Below are 16,516 nucleotides of genomic sequence, written 5' to 3'. Positions count from 1 at the left end.
TTAAATAGAAAAACTTTCTCCGCAACCGCAGGTACGAGATGCGTTTGGATTTTTAAATTGAAAACCTTTTCCATTTAAACCATCCGAGAAATCCAATTCTGTTCCAGCTAAGTAAAGGATCGATTTCTTGTCGACCATGACCTTCACGCCTTTATCTTCAAAAATCATGTCGGTACTTTGTGGCTCAGCTGCAAAATCCAATTGATACATTAAACCAGAACATCCTCCGCCCTCTACGGCCACGCGAATATTGTATTCTTCTGTTAAACCTTCTTTAGATCTTAACTCTTTAATACGATCGGCTGCTAAATCTGAAATAGTTATCATGGTGATGAATTTTGAATTTGATACAAAATTATAAAAAAAATGGAGAATTATTGCTATTGTTTAGAGTGAATCTAAATAAGCTATGGTTTTTCCAAGGTATAGGTTATAATTTTGTGATTCAAAGCAAGAATCAAATACAAACATTATGCTGTCAATTAAAAATTTACATGCTTCTATTGGAGAAAAAGAAATTTTAAGAGGAATAGATTTAGAAGTAAAAGCTGGTGAGGTACATGCCATCATGGGTCCGAATGGTTCGGGGAAATCTACTTTGGCCTCCGTTTTGGCGGGTAGAGAAGATTATGAAGTCACTGCCGGATCAGTGCAGTTTCTAGGTAAAGATTTATTGGAATTGGCTCCAGAAGAAAGAGCTGCCGAAGGAATTTTCTTGGCTTTTCAATATCCTGTAGAGATTCCAGGGGTTTCAACTACCAATTTTCTTAAGTCGGCCGTAAACGAAATTCGTAAGTACCGTGGCGAGGATCCGATGGACGCTGTGCAGTTTTTAAAAATGTTCAAAGAGAAAATGGCCTATGTGAATATCGATCAATCACTTTTGAGCCGAGCGTTAAATGAAGGTTTCTCAGGAGGAGAGAAGAAACGTAATGAAATATTCCAAATGGCAGTCCTTGATCCTAAATTAGCTATTTTGGATGAAACAGATTCTGGATTGGATATTGACGCCTTACGTATTGTGGCAGAGGGTGTAAATAAACTGAAAAGCCCGGATAACGCTACAATTGTGGTTACTCACTACCAACGTTTATTGGATTATATTGTTCCAGACTATGTGCATGTTTTATATAAAGGTAGAATCGTGAAGTCAGGAACGAAAGAATTGGCTTTAGAATTAGAAGAAAGAGGTTACGATTGGATTAAATCGGAAGTAGATCAATAAGATATGTTAACAGCTGAGTTAAATAATTCATTACAAGAGATTGCTCAAAATCTAGGTCTTGAATCGGTACAAGGTAAAGCTTTACAAGAGTTCATTTCGAAAGGATTTCCTACTTCCAAATGGGAGGAGTGGAAATACACATCCTTGAAGGACTTTAATGGTATAGCTCGAAATTGGTCTCCAAAGGCTAATTTTACCTTATCTTCTTCGCTAGATTGGGCTGATTTTGTTTTACAAACATCCAATGGCTATGTATCTTGGGATAAATCAAGAATTCAGGAAGGTTTTGCCCTATTAAGTTTTGAAGAATTCCTTCAAAAATGCCCTCAATTCGAATCAACTTGGTCCAAGAAAAACCCATTATTGGAGCAAAATTCATTGTTTGATTTAAATGTGGCCCTTAATCCCCAACACATGGTGTTATGGATTAAGAAGGATACAGAAGTTACTAAGGCAATTCTTCACCAATATCAAGTTGCTGCTTCAGAAAACGCATCCGCCGTACAAGCTAGGTGGTTAATTTATTTGGAAGAAGGGGCAAAGGCTACTTTCATAGAGCAACAATCTTCTACGGGTTCAGGTGATATTTTATCCAATTTTGTACAAGAAATTTTTGTTGAAAAAGGGGCCCAATTTACCTATTTAAAAGAGCAAGATTTTCAAACTGGTGTAAGCCATGTAGATCATACTTTTATTTATCAAGCAGAGGGTAGTCAGGTCGATACATTTACTTTTTCATTAAATGCTTCTTTGATTCGTAATAATTTACACTTTTATATAGAGGGACCACAAGTGGTCTCGAATTTGAACGGTTTATATGTTCCGGGGGAGAACCAATTAATGGATTCTCATACCGTCGTAGATCACCGTATGCCGCATTCAGAATCCAATGAGTTATACAAAGGGGTTTTGATGGGAAATGCCACAGGCGTTTTTAATGGTAAGATTTTTGTTCGCCAAGATGCACAAAAAACCAATGCTTTTCAGTCTTGTCGTAATGTGCTTGCCTCTACAAGGGCAACCATGAACACTAAGCCCCAATTAGAAATTTGGGCAGATGATGTGAAATGTTCTCATGGAACTACCACTGGCCAGCTAAATGAGGAAGCGTTGTTTTACATGCGTTCCCGTGGTATTTCATTACCTGCCGCCAGAACTTTATTGTTATTGGCTTTTGTCCAAGAGGTAATCAATAAAGTAGAACATCCAGAAATGAGAGAACTACTAACTGAAAAGATAGTGTCCAAAATTCAACAGTCTGTCGATTTGTCAAATTAGAATCATGACCAACTTGGAGCAAATTCGTTTAGATTTCCCTGTTTTAGACCAACAAGTCAATGGTTCTCCATTGATCTATTTCGATAACGCGGCTACGACTCAAAAACCAAAAGCTGTGCTGGAGGCTCTGAATCACTACTATACCCAGGATAATGCTAATATTCATCGTGGTATTCATGCCTTAGCTGAAAGGGCGACTGCTGCTTATGAATTGACACGTAAGAAGATTCAATCCTTTTTGAATGCAGCTTCTTCAGATCAAATTATTTTTACTTCGGGAACTACAGCCGGGATTAATTTAGTTGCCCAAACTTTTGGGAGGGCAAATTTTCAGGAGGGGGACAAAATTTTAGTTTCCAATTTAGAGCATCATTCGAATATCGTTCCTTGGCAAATGATTGCCCAAGAAAAAGGAGCAGAAGTACTGGTAATTCCTGTCCTAGACTCGGGCGTGTTAGATTTAGAAGCTTATCGCCAGCTTTTGAAGGATTACTCAGTTAAATTAGTGGCTGTCAATCATGTTTCAAATGCCATTGGCACCATTAATCCAATTCAAGAAATGATTGATTTAGCACATGCTCATGGTGCTAAAATATTAATTGATGGAGCTCAATCTGTGGCTCACATGGAAATGGATGTCCAGCGTTATGGTATGGACTTTTTCGTTTTTTCTGCACATAAATTATTTGGACCTACTGGGGTTGGGGTACTTTATGGTAAACGTGAGCTTTTAGAGGCCATGCCTCCTTATCAAGGTGGAGGAGAAATGATCAAGGAAGTTAGTTTCTCTGGAACCACCTACAATGAATTACCTTATAAATTTGAAGCTGGAACACCTAATATTGCAGATGTTATAGCCTTCGCTGCCTCTTTTGATTATTTAAATTCACTAGAAAAAGGTTGGGTAGAAGCACAAGAAAATGAACTATTACGCTATGCCACAGAACAATTAAGTCAAATTGATGGTTTAAAAATCATTGGAACAGCGCCCAATAAAATTGCAGTAATTAGTTTCCTTATTGAAGGTACTCATCCTCAAGATATTGGGGTTTTATTAGACAAATTTGGTATTGCCATTCGAACAGGTCATCATTGTGCGCAACCCTTGATGCAGCGATTTAATATACCGGGAACTTGTAGAGCCTCATTCTCGTTCTACAATACCAAGGAGGAAATTGATCGATTTGTTACATGTTTGAAACGAGTCATAACAATGTTATTATAATATGGCATCTAGTATAAACGATACACAAGACGAATTGATTGAAGAATTTGGCCTTTTTGAAGACTGGGCTGACAAATATGAATATTTGATTGATTTAGGTAAGAAATTACCAGGTATGTCAGATGAGTATAAGACGGAGGATAATGTCATCAAAGGATGTCAAAGCAGAGTATGGCTTCATGCTTTCATGGAAGATGGAAAATTGATTTTTCAAGCAGATTCTGAGGCGGTTATTGTTAAGGGATTAATTAGTATGCTCATACGAGTTCTCTCTGGACATTCTCCCTCTGAAATTATGCAGGCCGACTTGTACTTCATTGACCGTATAGGAATGAGTCAGCATTTAGCTCAGACAAGATCCAATGGATTATTATCTATGGTGAAACAAATGAAAAATTATGCACTTGCCTATTCTTCAAAAGCTTAAGATATGGAAAACACGACACCAAGTTCAGTGCTAACTGAGGCAGATTTAAAGGAAAAGGTTGTTAAGGCCATTAAAACAGTATACGATCCAGAAATTCCCGTGGATGTATATGAATTGGGATTAATATATGAAATCAAAATATTCCCAGTAAATAATGTCTATGTACTGATGACTTTAACCTCTCCATCTTGTCCTTCAGCTGAAAGTATTCCCGTTGATATTGAAAAAGCCATTCGGGAAATTGAAGGAGTAGCCGAAGTATCCGTAGAATTAACTTTTGATCCTCCATATTCTCAAGATATGATGTCAGAAGTAGCCAAATTAGAACTTGGCTTTATGTAATTGATTAACCCATTTAAATTTAAATAGAATTAATATGTATCCAGAACATTTAGTACATCCTATGAGGATGGATATCGTAGAAGGTGGATTTCAAGAGTTGAAACAAGCCTCTGAAGTAGAAGAAGTATTGGCTAAACCAGGTACAACCTTATTGTTTATTAATTCGGTTTGCGGTTGTTCTGCTCGTACCGCTCGTCCAGGTGTAAAAGAGGCAGTAGCAGCATCTAGTAAAAAACCAGATACATTAGTAACTGTTTTTGCTGGGGTAGATCAAGAAGCTACACAGAAAGCAAGAGAATATACTTTGCCATATCCTCCATCTTCTCCTTCAATCGCCTTATTCAAAGATGGTGAATTGGTTCACTTTGTGGAGCGTCATCACATTGAAGGTCGTTCTGCTGAATTGATTTCAGCGCACTTAGAAGGTGTTTTTGAGGAGTTCTGCTAGGACTTTTTTTTAGAGCTCAAGCACTGCTTGAGCTTTTTTATAGCCCTAGCAGTGCTAGGGCTATGGGACTGGGCCTGTTAGGGCTTAGGAGCGCCGCCTACTGCACCAGTGTTGTTAGGTGCATTTTCAGCTTTGGCAGCTTTTTTCTTGGCTGCCCCTTCGTAATCTCCCGCTTTGATTAAAGACATTTTAAGCAAATCCAAAGTCTTACGAGTGGCTTGTAAAATTTGGTCAGAGGTTAAAGCATTGACTTTTTTATCCAACTCCTCCGAGAATTTCAAACTACGATTTAAATATAAATTGCTGTTCAATGTACCACTTAGAGAATTGTCTTGAGAACGAGCCACTTGTCTAGCCTGTAGCCAAGATTTTTTTGCTTCCTCAATTTCCTTTTCTGTGTATCCGTCTTTTAATACTTTTTCAATCTCCTCTTTAAATGCAGCTTCTAATTTGGCTAAATTCTCAGGAGCATAAATGGCATAAGTCAGGAAACTACCAGCTTTGTCTATCGGATGGGCACTAAACTGAGAACCCACACCATAGGATAATCCTTCCTTTTGACGAATTCTTCCCATTAAACGATTGGCTAATCCTGGACTTCCTCCCAAAATGTAATTACTGATTTCCATTGCCGCATAATCTGGGTCTGTATCTGAAATTTTTAAAGGTTGATAAGCCACGAAAAAGGCATTCGCTTTATCTGGAGTTTCAATGGATTTAATCACCGGTTTTACATCTGCTACAATTTCAGGAATTCTAGTGTAAGGTTTAGGTGATTTCCAATTAGAAAATTCTGTTTTAATGAGTTCTTTTACTTCGTTTTCATCAAAATCTCCTACTGCTGAAAATGTAGCTGAACTAGCTCCGTAAAAGTTTTTATAGAACGATACGGCATCTTCTAATTTGGCAGCGCTATAAAGAGCCGTTTGTTCAGCTAAGGTTGGGCTGTAACGAACATCATTTTTCGCGTAATGTCCTGTTCTAACTTGATTTAAAGCCTCAATAGCCTTGGCTTGTGGATCACTTTTTTGAGCATCTATTTGAGTTAAATTTTCTTGTTTTAATTTCTCAAATTCTTCTGCTGGGAAGACTGGGGTTTTTAATGCTTCAGCTACTAATTTAAGTGCAGGAACTAAATTTTCACGAGTAGTTTCAATGGATACGTTAGCTTGAGTAGCACTTCCACTAATAGAAACCCTTGCCTTTAATTTGTCCAATTCATCTTGAAATTGTTGACGAGTATGTTTCGCAGTTCCCTTGGTCAACATATCAGCCGCTAAATCAGCAGCAGTTGCAGTTCCTAAAAGTGATTTCTCATCACCAAATCTCAAAGTCATACGAGCATAAACGGAGCTACCTCTCGTTTTCTTAGCCAACAATGCTACCTTAACAGATCCAATTGTCTCTTTTTTAGTTCTTGAATCAATATTGCTTGGAGATGGATCAAATGCCTCACCTTCAGCAACGGCCGCTCTTCCTTTGAAATCTTTAAGTATTTCCTCAGCTTCTTTTGCCTCAGGGATTTCAGCGCGATCAGGCTTTTCTGTTGGATAGAAGATTCCTGAAGTACGATTAGATGCCTTAAAGTATTTTTGTGCTACTCGCTGAACATCTTCTGCAGTAACTTTTTCAATTAAGTTTCTCGTGTGAAATAATAAACGCCAATCACCTTGGGCGATGTATTCCGATAAACCTACACCTACACGCTGCGCATTATTTAATAATAACTCTACGTTTTTGATGTTTTTCATCTTGATTCGATCAACATCTGCTTGGGTAGGAGGAGTTTTGGCAAATTGCTCAATAGTCTCTAAAATGATATTACGAACTGAATCAGCTGATTTTTCCTTCGGTACTTCAGCCCCAAAATACACCAAACCAGGTTCTTTTAATTGGAAGCTATAACCATATTGAGAAGCAGCCTTTTTCGTATCGATCAATGCCTTGTACAATCGGCCTGATGGCGCATCAGTTAATAAGTCGGCAAAGACATCGCAAGCAATGTAATCAGGATGTAAGCCAGATGGAATATGGTAAGCAACACCCACAGCTTGTACATCTCCTACGCGACGAAGGGTAACATGACGCTCTCCATCTTGAGTTGGTTCTGCCGTGAATGTTTTGGTTAAAACTCTTTCTGGTTTAGGGATGACACCAAATTTTTGATTTATTAAATTCAAAGTTTTAACAGGATCAAATTTACCTGCCACTAATAATACCGCATTATCTGGTTGGTAATATTTCTTATAATAGGCTTGTAAATTCTCAATTGGCACTTTTTCAATATCTGATCGTGCTCCAATGGTTGAATTACCATAATTATGCCATAAAAAAGCCGTTGATACAATTCGATCACTTAATACTGAGCTTGGGTCATTTTCTCCCATTTCAAACTCATTACGAACCACAGTCATTTCGGTTTCTAACTCACTTTTAGCAATTCTTGAGTTAATCATACGGTCTGCCTCCATATCCAAGGCCCAGTCCAGGTTTTCATCTGTAGCCGCAAATGTCTCGAAGTAATTTGTACGATCTAACCAGGTAGTTCCATTAAACTGAGCACCATGATCAGTAATCTCTTTGGCTACATCTTTATGTTTCTCTTTAGTTCCTTTAAACACCATATGTTCCAATAGGTGAGACATTCCTGTTTCACCGTAGCCTTCATGGCGAGAACCTACTAAATACGTGATGTTTACCGTAATGGTTTGCTTGGATGGGTCAGGAAATAATAAAACTTTTAAACCATTTCCTAAACGATACTCCGTAATTCCCTCCGCAGAAGTGATTTTTTCCGGAATACTTAATGTACTTGTTTTTGCCGCAGAGCTACTTGTTTTTGGGCTAACTCCACTTGTTTTTGATTTTTGTTGAGCTTGAATGCCACTGATTCCAGTAACAAACAATAGTGCAATGAGGATTGTTTTTTTCATAAAAAATTAGGGTTGGGGAATAATTCGACTTGAAAATGCTGAAAATCAAAGGAAATTTCTAGCAATTAGTTACCAATGGTTTTTAAACTACATGTAAGGTTATTTCTTATATTGTTGAATTAACTTAAATATGGCCTTTTGTGTTTCTAAATTGGGGAAAAACTCAAAAATGACTTCATGCTTGTCATAATCCAAAAGTAATCCAGATTCTAAAAAGTGAAAGGCATCTTTAAATTGGCCTGCTTTAATAAGATAAACGGCAGATCTGTAATATAATTCTGCTTCTTCGGGTAATTCATCAATGGCAGATAACATGATATCCGCCGATTTTTCATAATCTTCTAATTCAAAATGCAATTGAGCCCATTTAATCCACGTAGGAGCAAAAAATGAATCGAGTTCTATGGATTTTTGATAGGCCTCATCCGCAGAAAGAGTATTGCCTAAATAGGCTTCTACATCGGCTAATCCAGTCCAATAAAGTGGATTCGTTTCATTTAGTTTGAGGGATTTTTTTAGAAAATGAAGGGCCTCGAACCATTTGTCTAATTCTGTTAAACATACTGCCAAGCCATAATATCCTTCATCCCACAAAGGGTCTATTTTAACAGCCTCTTTATAATATTCAATAGCCTCATTAAATTTCTTTTGCCTTTCTAGACTTGCTCCTAAACAGCAATATAATTCGGGATTGGGTTCATCGTATTTGAGACACTGACGGTAATTTTCCTCCGCCAATACATAATCTTGAAGGTTCATATGGGTATTTCCCAAGTTGAACAAAGATGATCCAAACGTAGGCTCAATGGCTAGTGAATACTCATATGAATCAATCGCTTTTTCATATTGCTTGAGCTTAGAATAAGCAATTCCTAAATTGTACCAGGCCGTATACGAAAATGGATCCTCATCAATGAATTGTTTGTAATAGGGGATACTTTCTTCGATTTTTCCAATATCGTCTAAAGAATTAGCTAGTTCAACCAAGGCATTTTCATTCTCAGGATTTACCTCCAATGCCTTTTTGAACATATCTACCGCCTCTCGAGGTTTGGACCAAGCATGATAGGTTAATCCTAAGCGGAAATAGACTTCGTCTTTTTCTTCAGCTAATTCTAAGGCCACTAAAAATACTTCTACAGCTGCCTCATATTGCTGCATTTGGCTCAACAAAGAGCCTTTTACCAACATGATTTCTAAATCAGTAGGGAAAAGTAAAATAGCATTCTCAATCAATTCCATGCCTTCTTCCGGCTTTTGCATGTCGCCTAAAATCTGCGCTTTCAAGGAAATTAATTCGAGGGTATATGGGAAATGCGTCAATCCTAAATCACAAGCTTTTAAAGCCTCTTCAAATTTAGCTTGAAGAAAATAGTGCTCGGCAATTTGTTCTAAAGTCTCTACATCAAAAAATGAATTTTCATGCTGATAAATCATTTTTTCGAAACGCTGAACAGAAGATTGCAAATCTTCTTTGTTTTCATCATAGTTTGGATCCAGCATAAATATTTGTTGAGATGGAGGAAGCGAACGTTTCCTCTAAAATAAAGAAAATAATTCAGGACTTTAACCTCATTTGGGATTAATTTTGTTCCAAAATAGAAATAATGATGAAGCCTCGTGCGATTATCGACTTAGGTACAAATACCTTCCAATTATTGATTGCACAAAAGCGAGAATCTGATGGCTCCATGCACATCTTAGCTCATGAACAAAGACCTGTTTCCTTGGGCAAAGGTGCTATGAAATCCAATGTGTTGCAAGATGAGGCAATGGATAGGGCTATTCAAACTTTAATCGAGTTTAAGCAAATAGCTAATTCATTTCAATATACTGACCATCAAATTGTTGCATTGGGTACAAGTATTTTAAGAAGGGCGGAAAATACACCTGAATTAGTTAAAAAAATTCAACAAGAATTAGGTATTCAAGTAGAAATTATTTCAGGAATACGTGAGGCGGAATTAATCTACCAGGGTATTCAGTCATCCTTACCGCAGCCTTGGAACGCCACAAGTCTCGTAATGGATATCGGTGGAGGAAGTGTCGAATTTATTTTATTTAAAGCGAATCAGGTACTCGGAAAATTGAGTTTGGAAATAGGTGGATTGCAACTACAATCCTTATTTCATTTGAATGGTGAATATGATCAAAGTTTTAATGAATCATTGGTCGATTACATTCAAAAGGCTTTGGTACCACTCGATCAACTTTGTCAAGCTCATCAGCCGGAAGTTTTGATTGGAGCAGCTGGAGCATTTGAGACCATTGGTGATTTAGAGAGGGTTACCAACTTGGAATTCCAGAAATTAACTCCCTATGCTTATCCTTTATCGATCCCATATTTTCTTAAAAATAAGGCCTTGATAGATAGAATACCTTATGGTGAAAGGGTAAATTTACCCGGCATGAAAATGTTTCGTGCCAGCATCTTTCCTTATGCCAATGCCTTAATTTATCAAGTTTTACATCGATACCATATACCTGAAATGTGGATTTCGACGTTTAGCCTCAAAGAAGGATATTGGTTTTTTCTGCAATCTCAAGCCGATAAAAAGGAATAGAGATTTTGAAAAAAAAATCGTAAACTTGTAAACAATTGTAAACCTTATTTAAGACTAATCTTTTATGGCTTTATCGCTAGCTTCCATTCTACTTCAAGCAGGTTCGACTCTCGATTCAGTGTCTGCTGCAGTTTCCGATTCCATTGTTAATGCTCAGCCCGTACAACAAGCTACCAAAGTAGTGGAAGAGTTTTCTGTGCTAGATTTATTAGGAAAAGGAGGGTATGTGATGTATCCCATCGGTTTCTTATTTGCTGGAGCAGTATTTTTATTCATTGAGCGCTATTTATACATTCGCAAAACCGCCAAATTGGATGAGAATTTCCTGCATACCATCAATGATATGTTGGTGAATGGTAATGTTCAAGGCGCGATTACCTATTGCAAAACATCGCAATATCCTATCGCTAAATTGTTAGAGAAAGGTTTAAGTCGTTTAGGTTCTCCCATTCGTGATATTGAAACAGCCATTGAAAATAAGGCGAAAGTGGAAATTTACAATATGGAAAAGAATTTAGGTATTTTGAGTGCGATTGCTCGAATTGCCCCCATGTTTGGTTTCTTAGGTACAGTAACGGGTATGATTCGTACCTTTCATAATATCTCCATTTCTAATAAAATTGATATCTCCACCATTGCTGGGGGTATTTATGAAAAAATGGTTACATCGGCCTCTGGTTTGATTGTAGGTATTATTGCCTACGTGTTATACACTTTATTAATGACGATGATTGATCGCACCATTAATAAAATGGAAATTACGGCCATTGATTTCTTGGATATCCTTCATAAGCCAGCTAATAAAGTTTAAGAGGTATGAATTTTAGAAAACGAAATAGGGAAGCCTCGGAAGTAGAAACAGGCGCATTAGCAGATATTCTATTCTTTTTGTTGATGTTCTTTCTAATGATTTCCACCTTAGCCTCTCCAGATGCTATCAAGTTATTGCTGCCAGAAACAGCGAAGCCAGCACCTACACCAGCAAATGAAGTGGTTCGCTTGACTGTGGATGAAAATCGAAATTACTCTATTGATGATAATCCAGTGGATTTTGCCAATTTAGAACTAGCTTTAACCGAAGCAGTATCTGCAAAAAAAGCAGCCACTTTAATCGTACGCATGGACCGCAACCAAACGGTTCAAGAATTAACTAATGTCTATGATTTAGCCGCCAAATTAAACCTATCGATGGTGATGGCAGCAGAAAAGAAAAAATAATATGGAGGGCTATGTACTTATCGCCCTTAAATCAATAGCCGTCTACGTATTCATCGTGGCGGCTATTCGTCTTTTTGGGAAACGTGAATTTGCCCAATTATCTGTCGTAGACGTAGTATTTATTCTCCTTATTTCAAATTCTGTACAAACCGCCATGGTAGGCGAAGACGCTAGTTTGGTGGGCGGTTTAGTTGCCGCTTTGTCACTATTTTTAATGAATTTTTTATTTAAAAAGATAATAACTTCCAATAAATTTTGGTCAAAAGCCATCGATGGAGAACCTATCTTATTAATTTATCAAGGGGTTTTAAAGCCTGCTGGCCTCAGAGAAGCCAGCCTGACCCTAGAAGAATTAGAAGCCGCCATCCGTGAGCATGGTGTTGAAAAATTAGCTGATGTAGATTTAGCCGTTTTTGAAGTAGATGGAAATATTTCAGTTCTTTCTGAAAACTATCGAAAAATATCCAAAAGGAGACGAGGTGGGCACCGGATTATAGGGAATAATACAGCCTAATCTCGTATATTTGTCGAATTCTTGCCTGTTTGTAGAGGTAAGTATCATTTTTCTCTTCATACTTAATGGAAAAAATTTTAAAATTCGGAGGGACAAGTTGTGGGAGCGTAGAGAGTATCCAGTCCGTCTTAACCGTCATTGAATCCAATTGGAAATCATCTAAACAGTTTGCCGTGGTATTTTCCGCAATGAGCGGAGTTACCAACTCGTTGTTGGAGGCAGGTAAATTGGCATCTCAAGGTAAAGAACCTTATTTGCAATTAATTGAAACCATTGAAACTAGGCATTTTGAAGTAATCAAACACTTCATTCCTTTGAAAGGTCAGTCACAAGTGATTGCTCATATTCGAACCTTAGTCAATGAATTAAGGGATGTATTAAAAGGAATAGCCCTTGTAAAAGAAATTTCCCCCAAGACCTCTGATTTGTTAGTTAGTTTTGGAGAGCGACTTTCAACCTCTTTAATCACAGCCATACTAAAAGAAAAAGGCCTTCCTGTACTTTTTGTGGATGCCCGATTGTTCATCAAAACCAATGATAGCTTTGGGAAATCTGAGGTTGATTTTGTTCAAACAAATCAATTAATTCAATCGTATTTTTCACAGCATGCCGAAGAAATCTGTTTAATTACCGGTTTTATTGGCTCAAATTCTCAAGGTGAAACCACTACATTAGGGCGCGGTGGATCTGATTATACGGCTTCCGTGCTCGGTGCAGCCTTGGCTGTTCAAGAAATAGAAATTTGGACCGATGTGGATGGCATGATGACGGCTGATCCAAGAAAAGTAAGTAATGCTTTTACCATTCCTTCCATCAGCTATGCTGAGGCTATGGAGCTGACCCATTTTGGAGCAAAAGTCATTTATCCGCCTTCATTACAGCCTGCATTTGCTAAAAATATACCCATTCGTGTATTAAATACCTTTAATCTTGGTTTCAAAGGTACGGTTGTAAGTAAGGAACAAAAGCCAAATCCATATATCATCACAGGTATTAGCTCCATTGATTCCCTTGCCTTAGTCAACTTACAAGGTTCAGGAATGATAGGGGTAGCAGGGGTATCTGCCAAATTATTTACTGTTTTAGCCAGAGAGAAAATATCGGTTATTTTAATTTCTCAAGCTTCCTCAGAACATTCCATTTGTTTCGCCATTGAGCCTCAAAATGCTGATCGCGTAAGAGAGATTTTGGAGGTAGAGTTTGCCCAAGAAATGGCGATGGGAGATATTGAAGGAATCGATATTCAATCCAATCTTTCTGTCATTGCCGTTGTGGGGGAGGGTATGCGTAAGCATACGGGTGTTAGTGGTAAATTATTTTCCGTTTTAGGAAAAAATGGAATTAATATTGTGGCAACCGCCCAAGGATCATCGGAATTAAATATTTCTGTGGTCATAGAGCAGAAAGATTTATCCAAAGCGCTGAATGTTATTCATGAAACATTCTTCTTCTCCCAATTAAAAACATTGCATTTGTTTTTAGTTGGTACTGGATTAATTGGAAAGACTTTATTGGATCAATTGGCCGGTCAAGAACGTTATTTGGCTAAATACCGCGGACTTAAGGTCAAATTAGTCGGTATTGCTAATTCTAGACAGCAATTGATTCAGGAAAAGGGAATAGACGTTAAAACAGCCTTAGATCATTTAGCTAAAAATGGAAAATCCCAAGATCTAACAAGTTTCATAGATCAAATTAAGAATCTTAATCTTCCCAATTCCATTTTTGCTGATTGTACAGCAGATAAGCAGATTTATACCCATTATTTAGGCTTGTTTAAGTCCAATATTTCGGTAGTTACTCCTAATAAAGTAGCCAATTCTGGACCTTATCCATTATATGCGGAATTACATCAAACAGCCCTTGAGAAAGGTGTAAAATTCTTATACGAGACCAATGTGGGGGCTGGTTTGCCAGTTATTAATACACTTCAGGGTTTAATTGCTTCAGGTGATCGTTTCGAAAAAATAGAGGGAATTTTATCAGGTACCTTATCTTTTATATTCAATCAATTTAAACCTGGACGTTCCTTTGCAGAGGTTTTAAGAGAGGCCAAGGCCAAAGGTTACACAGAACCTGATCCTAGAGAAGATTTGAGTGGGATGGACGTGGCTCGTAAAATTTTGATTTTAAGTCGTGAAATCGGTTTGAAATTAGAATTTTCGGATATCACCATTGATAAAATTATTCCACCGGCTTGCGAACAAGCTGCCACGGTGGATGAGTTCTTTGCAGAACTTGAAAAAGCAAATGATTATTTTGAACAAATGGTAGCTTCGGCCTCGGAAAGAGGTCATGTATTACGCTATATTGCCGCACTTGAAAATCAAAAAATTACCATAGGTTTGCGGGAAATTGATGCTCAGCATCCTTTTTATCAAATGGATGGAGCGGATAATGTGATTGCCTTTACTACTAAGAGGTACCATGACAGACCTTTGGTAATCAAAGGGCCTGGTGCAGGTGCTGAGGTAACTGCCTCAGGTGTATTTGCCGATATCGTTTCAATGGGTAGCTAATCACAAAAGATGGAAAAAATACGTGTATATGCCCCTGCCACTGTTGCCAATGTAGCTTGTGGATTTGATATTTTCGGATTTGCGGTTAATCGTCCAGGTGATGAAATTGTCCTGGAAAAAAGAGCAGAACCTGGGATTAGTATCATTGAAATTACCGGAGATGACGGCCGCTTACCGCTGGACGTTGCTAAAAATACGGCTGGAATAGCCATTCAGAAATATTTGGCTCATATCGGTCGAGAAGACCAAGGGTTTAATTTATCCTTGCACAAAGACATGCCTTTGGGTTCGGGGCTTGGTTCTTCGGCAGCTTCGGCTGTTGCCGGTGTATTTGCAGCTAATGAATTAATGGGTAAACCATTGACTCAGAAAGAATTACTACCTTTTGCTATGGAAGGGGAGCGTGTGGCCTGTGGTTCTGCTCATGCAGATAATGTGGGTCCTAGCTTATTGGGTGGATTTATCATCATTCGAAGTTATGATCCATTGGATATCATCCAGATAGCCACGCCTTCAGAGCTTTATGCCAGTATCGTTCATCCACATATTGAGGTGAATACCAAGGATGCTCGCGGTATTTTAGATAAAGAAATTTCATTAGCTACTACCATTACCCAAATGGGGAATGTGGCAGGTTTGGTAGCAGGATTAATGTTACCCGATTATGCCTTGATTGGTAGATCTTTAGTGGATGTTATCATTGAGCCATCTCGCGCTATTTTAATTCCTCAATTTGCCGAAGTAAAAGCAGCAGCCTTACAATCTGGAGCATTAGGTTGTTCCATTTCCGGTTCTGGTCCCTCATTGTTTGCCTTATCCAGAGGGGAGGAAGTAGCTCAGCAAGTAGCTGAGGCTATGAGAAGGCAGTTTGCAGAAGTGGGAATTGGTTCTGATATTTTTGTTTCACCCATTAATCAACAAGGCCCTATGATATTATCTAATTAGGCTTTGGGGTGAGCTTGAGCGTATATCTCTTTGATTTTTTCCATGGAATTGTGCGTGTACACCTGAGTAGCCGCTAGGTTAGCATGGCCTAACAACTCCTTAATGGCATTTAAATCAGCACCATTGTTCAATAAATGTGTCGCATAGGTATGCCTTAGTACGTGAGGAGATAGCCTCTCTAGGGTACTAATTTCCCCTAATTGCTTTTTAACTAACCTTTGTACAAACATAGGATAAACCTCTTTTCCTTTATTATCGACAATCAAATAAGGACTTTCAAAGGGACAAACTTGTAAGTATTTTTTTATGAGTTGTAATAGGAAGGCTGGTATCGGAATAATTCTTTCTTTATTTCTTTTTCCTAATACGCGTAATGTTGCCTGAAGTAGGTTGATATGACTTTTTTGTAATGAAATGAGTTCAGCTAAGCGCATACCGGTTCCGTATAATAAAAATAGTATCAGCTGGTCTCGGAGTGATTCAAAATTTTGATCTCCTTCATCCACTAGCTTAATCTCAGCCATCTCGCTCTCTCGCAAGAATTGAGGAAGCTTTTTTCTGGTTTTAATGGTTCTAATGGGTAAAAGTGGATTTTCTTGGATTAGTCCTTTTTGTAATAAAAATTTATAAAAGGTTCTCAGGCTGGCTAATTTTCGATTAATACTCCGATTTTCAATGGATTTTTCGGACAATTCAACCAGCCAAAGGCGAATAATTCCAGGATTTACTTGTGTGTAGGAAAGGGAATTAGTTTGTTCCTCAAGAAAGAGGCTAAACTGTTTTAAATCAGTCGAATAGGACTTGATGGTGTGCGCACTGCAGCGTCGCTCCACCGATAAATGTTCCAAAAAAAAATTGACTACGTCCGAATTCATCAC

General features: G+C 38.0%; 16 protein-coding genes. 12 read left to right on the top strand and 4 right to left on the bottom strand.

The features are described from left to right. A complete protein-coding gene (locus ACST15_RS02665; protein WP_459451814.1) occupies window positions 1–327 on the bottom strand; it encodes a HesB/IscA family protein in 327 nt (108 codons plus the stop codon). A gap of 145 nt (window positions 328–472) precedes the next feature. On the opposite strand from ACST15_RS02665, the gene sufC reads away from it, so the two are divergent. The 6 genes from sufC to ACST15_RS02635 are packed head-to-tail and all read left to right on the top strand — an operon-like array spanning window position 473 to window position 4,945. Further along, on the top strand, window positions 473–1,225 hold the full coding sequence (sufC, locus tag ACST15_RS02660) for a Fe-S cluster assembly ATPase SufC (RefSeq protein ID WP_459453096.1): 753 nt from the start codon (window positions 473–475) through the stop codon (window positions 1,223–1,225). 3 nt (window positions 1,226–1,228) lie between these two features. Continuing rightward, the gene (gene sufD, locus ACST15_RS02655; RefSeq protein WP_459453095.1) at window positions 1,229–2,503 is read left to right on the top strand and encodes a Fe-S cluster assembly protein SufD; all 1,275 of its coding nucleotides are present in this window, start codon (window positions 1,229–1,231) and stop codon (window positions 2,501–2,503) included. A gap of 4 nt (window positions 2,504–2,507) precedes the next feature. After that, window positions 2,508–3,728, top strand: a complete 1,221-nt coding sequence (locus tag ACST15_RS02650; protein WP_459453094.1) for an aminotransferase class V-fold PLP-dependent enzyme — start codon at window positions 2,508–2,510, stop codon at window positions 3,726–3,728. Window position 3,729: 1 nt separating this feature from the next. Then, complete coding sequence (locus ACST15_RS02645; RefSeq protein ID WP_459453093.1) at window positions 3,730–4,155, top strand: SufE family protein; 426 nt, start codon at window positions 3,730–3,732, stop codon at window positions 4,153–4,155. A gap of 3 nt (window positions 4,156–4,158) precedes the next feature. Further along, window positions 4,159–4,497 (top strand): iron-sulfur cluster assembly protein, encoded by a 339-nt coding sequence (locus ACST15_RS02640; protein ID WP_459453092.1) that lies wholly within the window; start codon window positions 4,159–4,161, stop codon window positions 4,495–4,497. 34 nt (window positions 4,498–4,531) lie between these two features. Further along, entirely contained in the window at window positions 4,532–4,945 is a 414-nt protein-coding gene (locus ACST15_RS02635) for a BrxA/BrxB family bacilliredoxin (protein ID WP_166228622.1), read from the top strand. 77 nt (window positions 4,946–5,022) lie between these two features. On the opposite strand, the gene ACST15_RS02630 is transcribed toward ACST15_RS02635, so the two are convergent. Beyond that, the gene (locus ACST15_RS02630; RefSeq protein ID WP_459453091.1) at window positions 5,023–7,878 is read right to left on the bottom strand and encodes a M16 family metallopeptidase; all 2,856 of its coding nucleotides are present in this window, start codon (window positions 7,876–7,878) and stop codon (window positions 5,023–5,025) included. Window positions 7,879–7,977: 99 nt separating this feature from the next. Further along, window positions 7,978–9,381 (bottom strand): tetratricopeptide repeat protein, encoded by a 1,404-nt coding sequence (locus ACST15_RS02625; protein WP_459453090.1) that lies wholly within the window; start codon window positions 9,379–9,381, stop codon window positions 7,978–7,980. A 104-nt stretch (window positions 9,382–9,485) separates the two neighbouring features. Between ACST15_RS02625 and ACST15_RS02620 the strand changes: the two genes are divergently transcribed. The 6 genes from ACST15_RS02620 (at window position 9,486) to ACST15_RS02595 (ending at window position 15,638) form a co-directional block, all read left to right on the top strand. Then, window positions 9,486–10,442 (top strand): Ppx/GppA phosphatase family protein, encoded by a 957-nt coding sequence (locus tag ACST15_RS02620; RefSeq protein ID WP_459453089.1) that lies wholly within the window; start codon window positions 9,486–9,488, stop codon window positions 10,440–10,442. 64 nt (window positions 10,443–10,506) lie between these two features. Further along, on the top strand, window positions 10,507–11,253 hold the full coding sequence (locus ACST15_RS02615) for a MotA/TolQ/ExbB proton channel family protein (RefSeq protein WP_109323214.1): 747 nt from the start codon (window positions 10,507–10,509) through the stop codon (window positions 11,251–11,253). Between the two features lie 5 nt (window positions 11,254–11,258). Beyond that, window positions 11,259–11,660 (top strand): ExbD/TolR family protein, encoded by a 402-nt coding sequence (locus tag ACST15_RS02610; protein WP_459453088.1) that lies wholly within the window; start codon window positions 11,259–11,261, stop codon window positions 11,658–11,660. 1 nt (window position 11,661) lies between these two features. Then, window positions 11,662–12,174 carry a DUF421 domain-containing protein gene (locus ACST15_RS02605; protein WP_459453087.1) on the top strand — a complete coding sequence of 171 codons (513 nt, stop codon included), beginning with the start codon at window positions 11,662–11,664 and terminating at the stop codon, window positions 12,172–12,174. 65 nt (window positions 12,175–12,239) lie between these two features. Further along, on the top strand, window positions 12,240–14,693 hold the full coding sequence (gene thrA, locus ACST15_RS02600; RefSeq protein ID WP_459453086.1) for a bifunctional aspartate kinase/homoserine dehydrogenase I: 2,454 nt from the start codon (window positions 12,240–12,242) through the stop codon (window positions 14,691–14,693). Between the two features lie 9 nt (window positions 14,694–14,702). Next, window positions 14,703–15,638, top strand: a complete 936-nt coding sequence (locus ACST15_RS02595; RefSeq protein WP_459453085.1) for a homoserine kinase — start codon at window positions 14,703–14,705, stop codon at window positions 15,636–15,638. On the opposite strand, the gene ACST15_RS02590 is transcribed toward ACST15_RS02595, so the two are convergent. Then, entirely contained in the window at window positions 15,635–16,513 is an 879-nt protein-coding gene (locus ACST15_RS02590; protein WP_459453084.1) for a tyrosine-type recombinase/integrase, read from the bottom strand. The two genes, ACST15_RS02595 and ACST15_RS02590, sit on opposite strands and share 4 nt — an antisense overlap. Window positions 16,514–16,516: the final 3 nt, after the last annotated feature.

The sequence above is a fragment of the Aquirufa sp. Wall-65K1 genome (assembly GCF_054558475.1).
The sequence above is the reverse complement of the archived record's forward strand: the minus strand, read 5'-3'. Positions and strand labels throughout refer to the sequence as shown.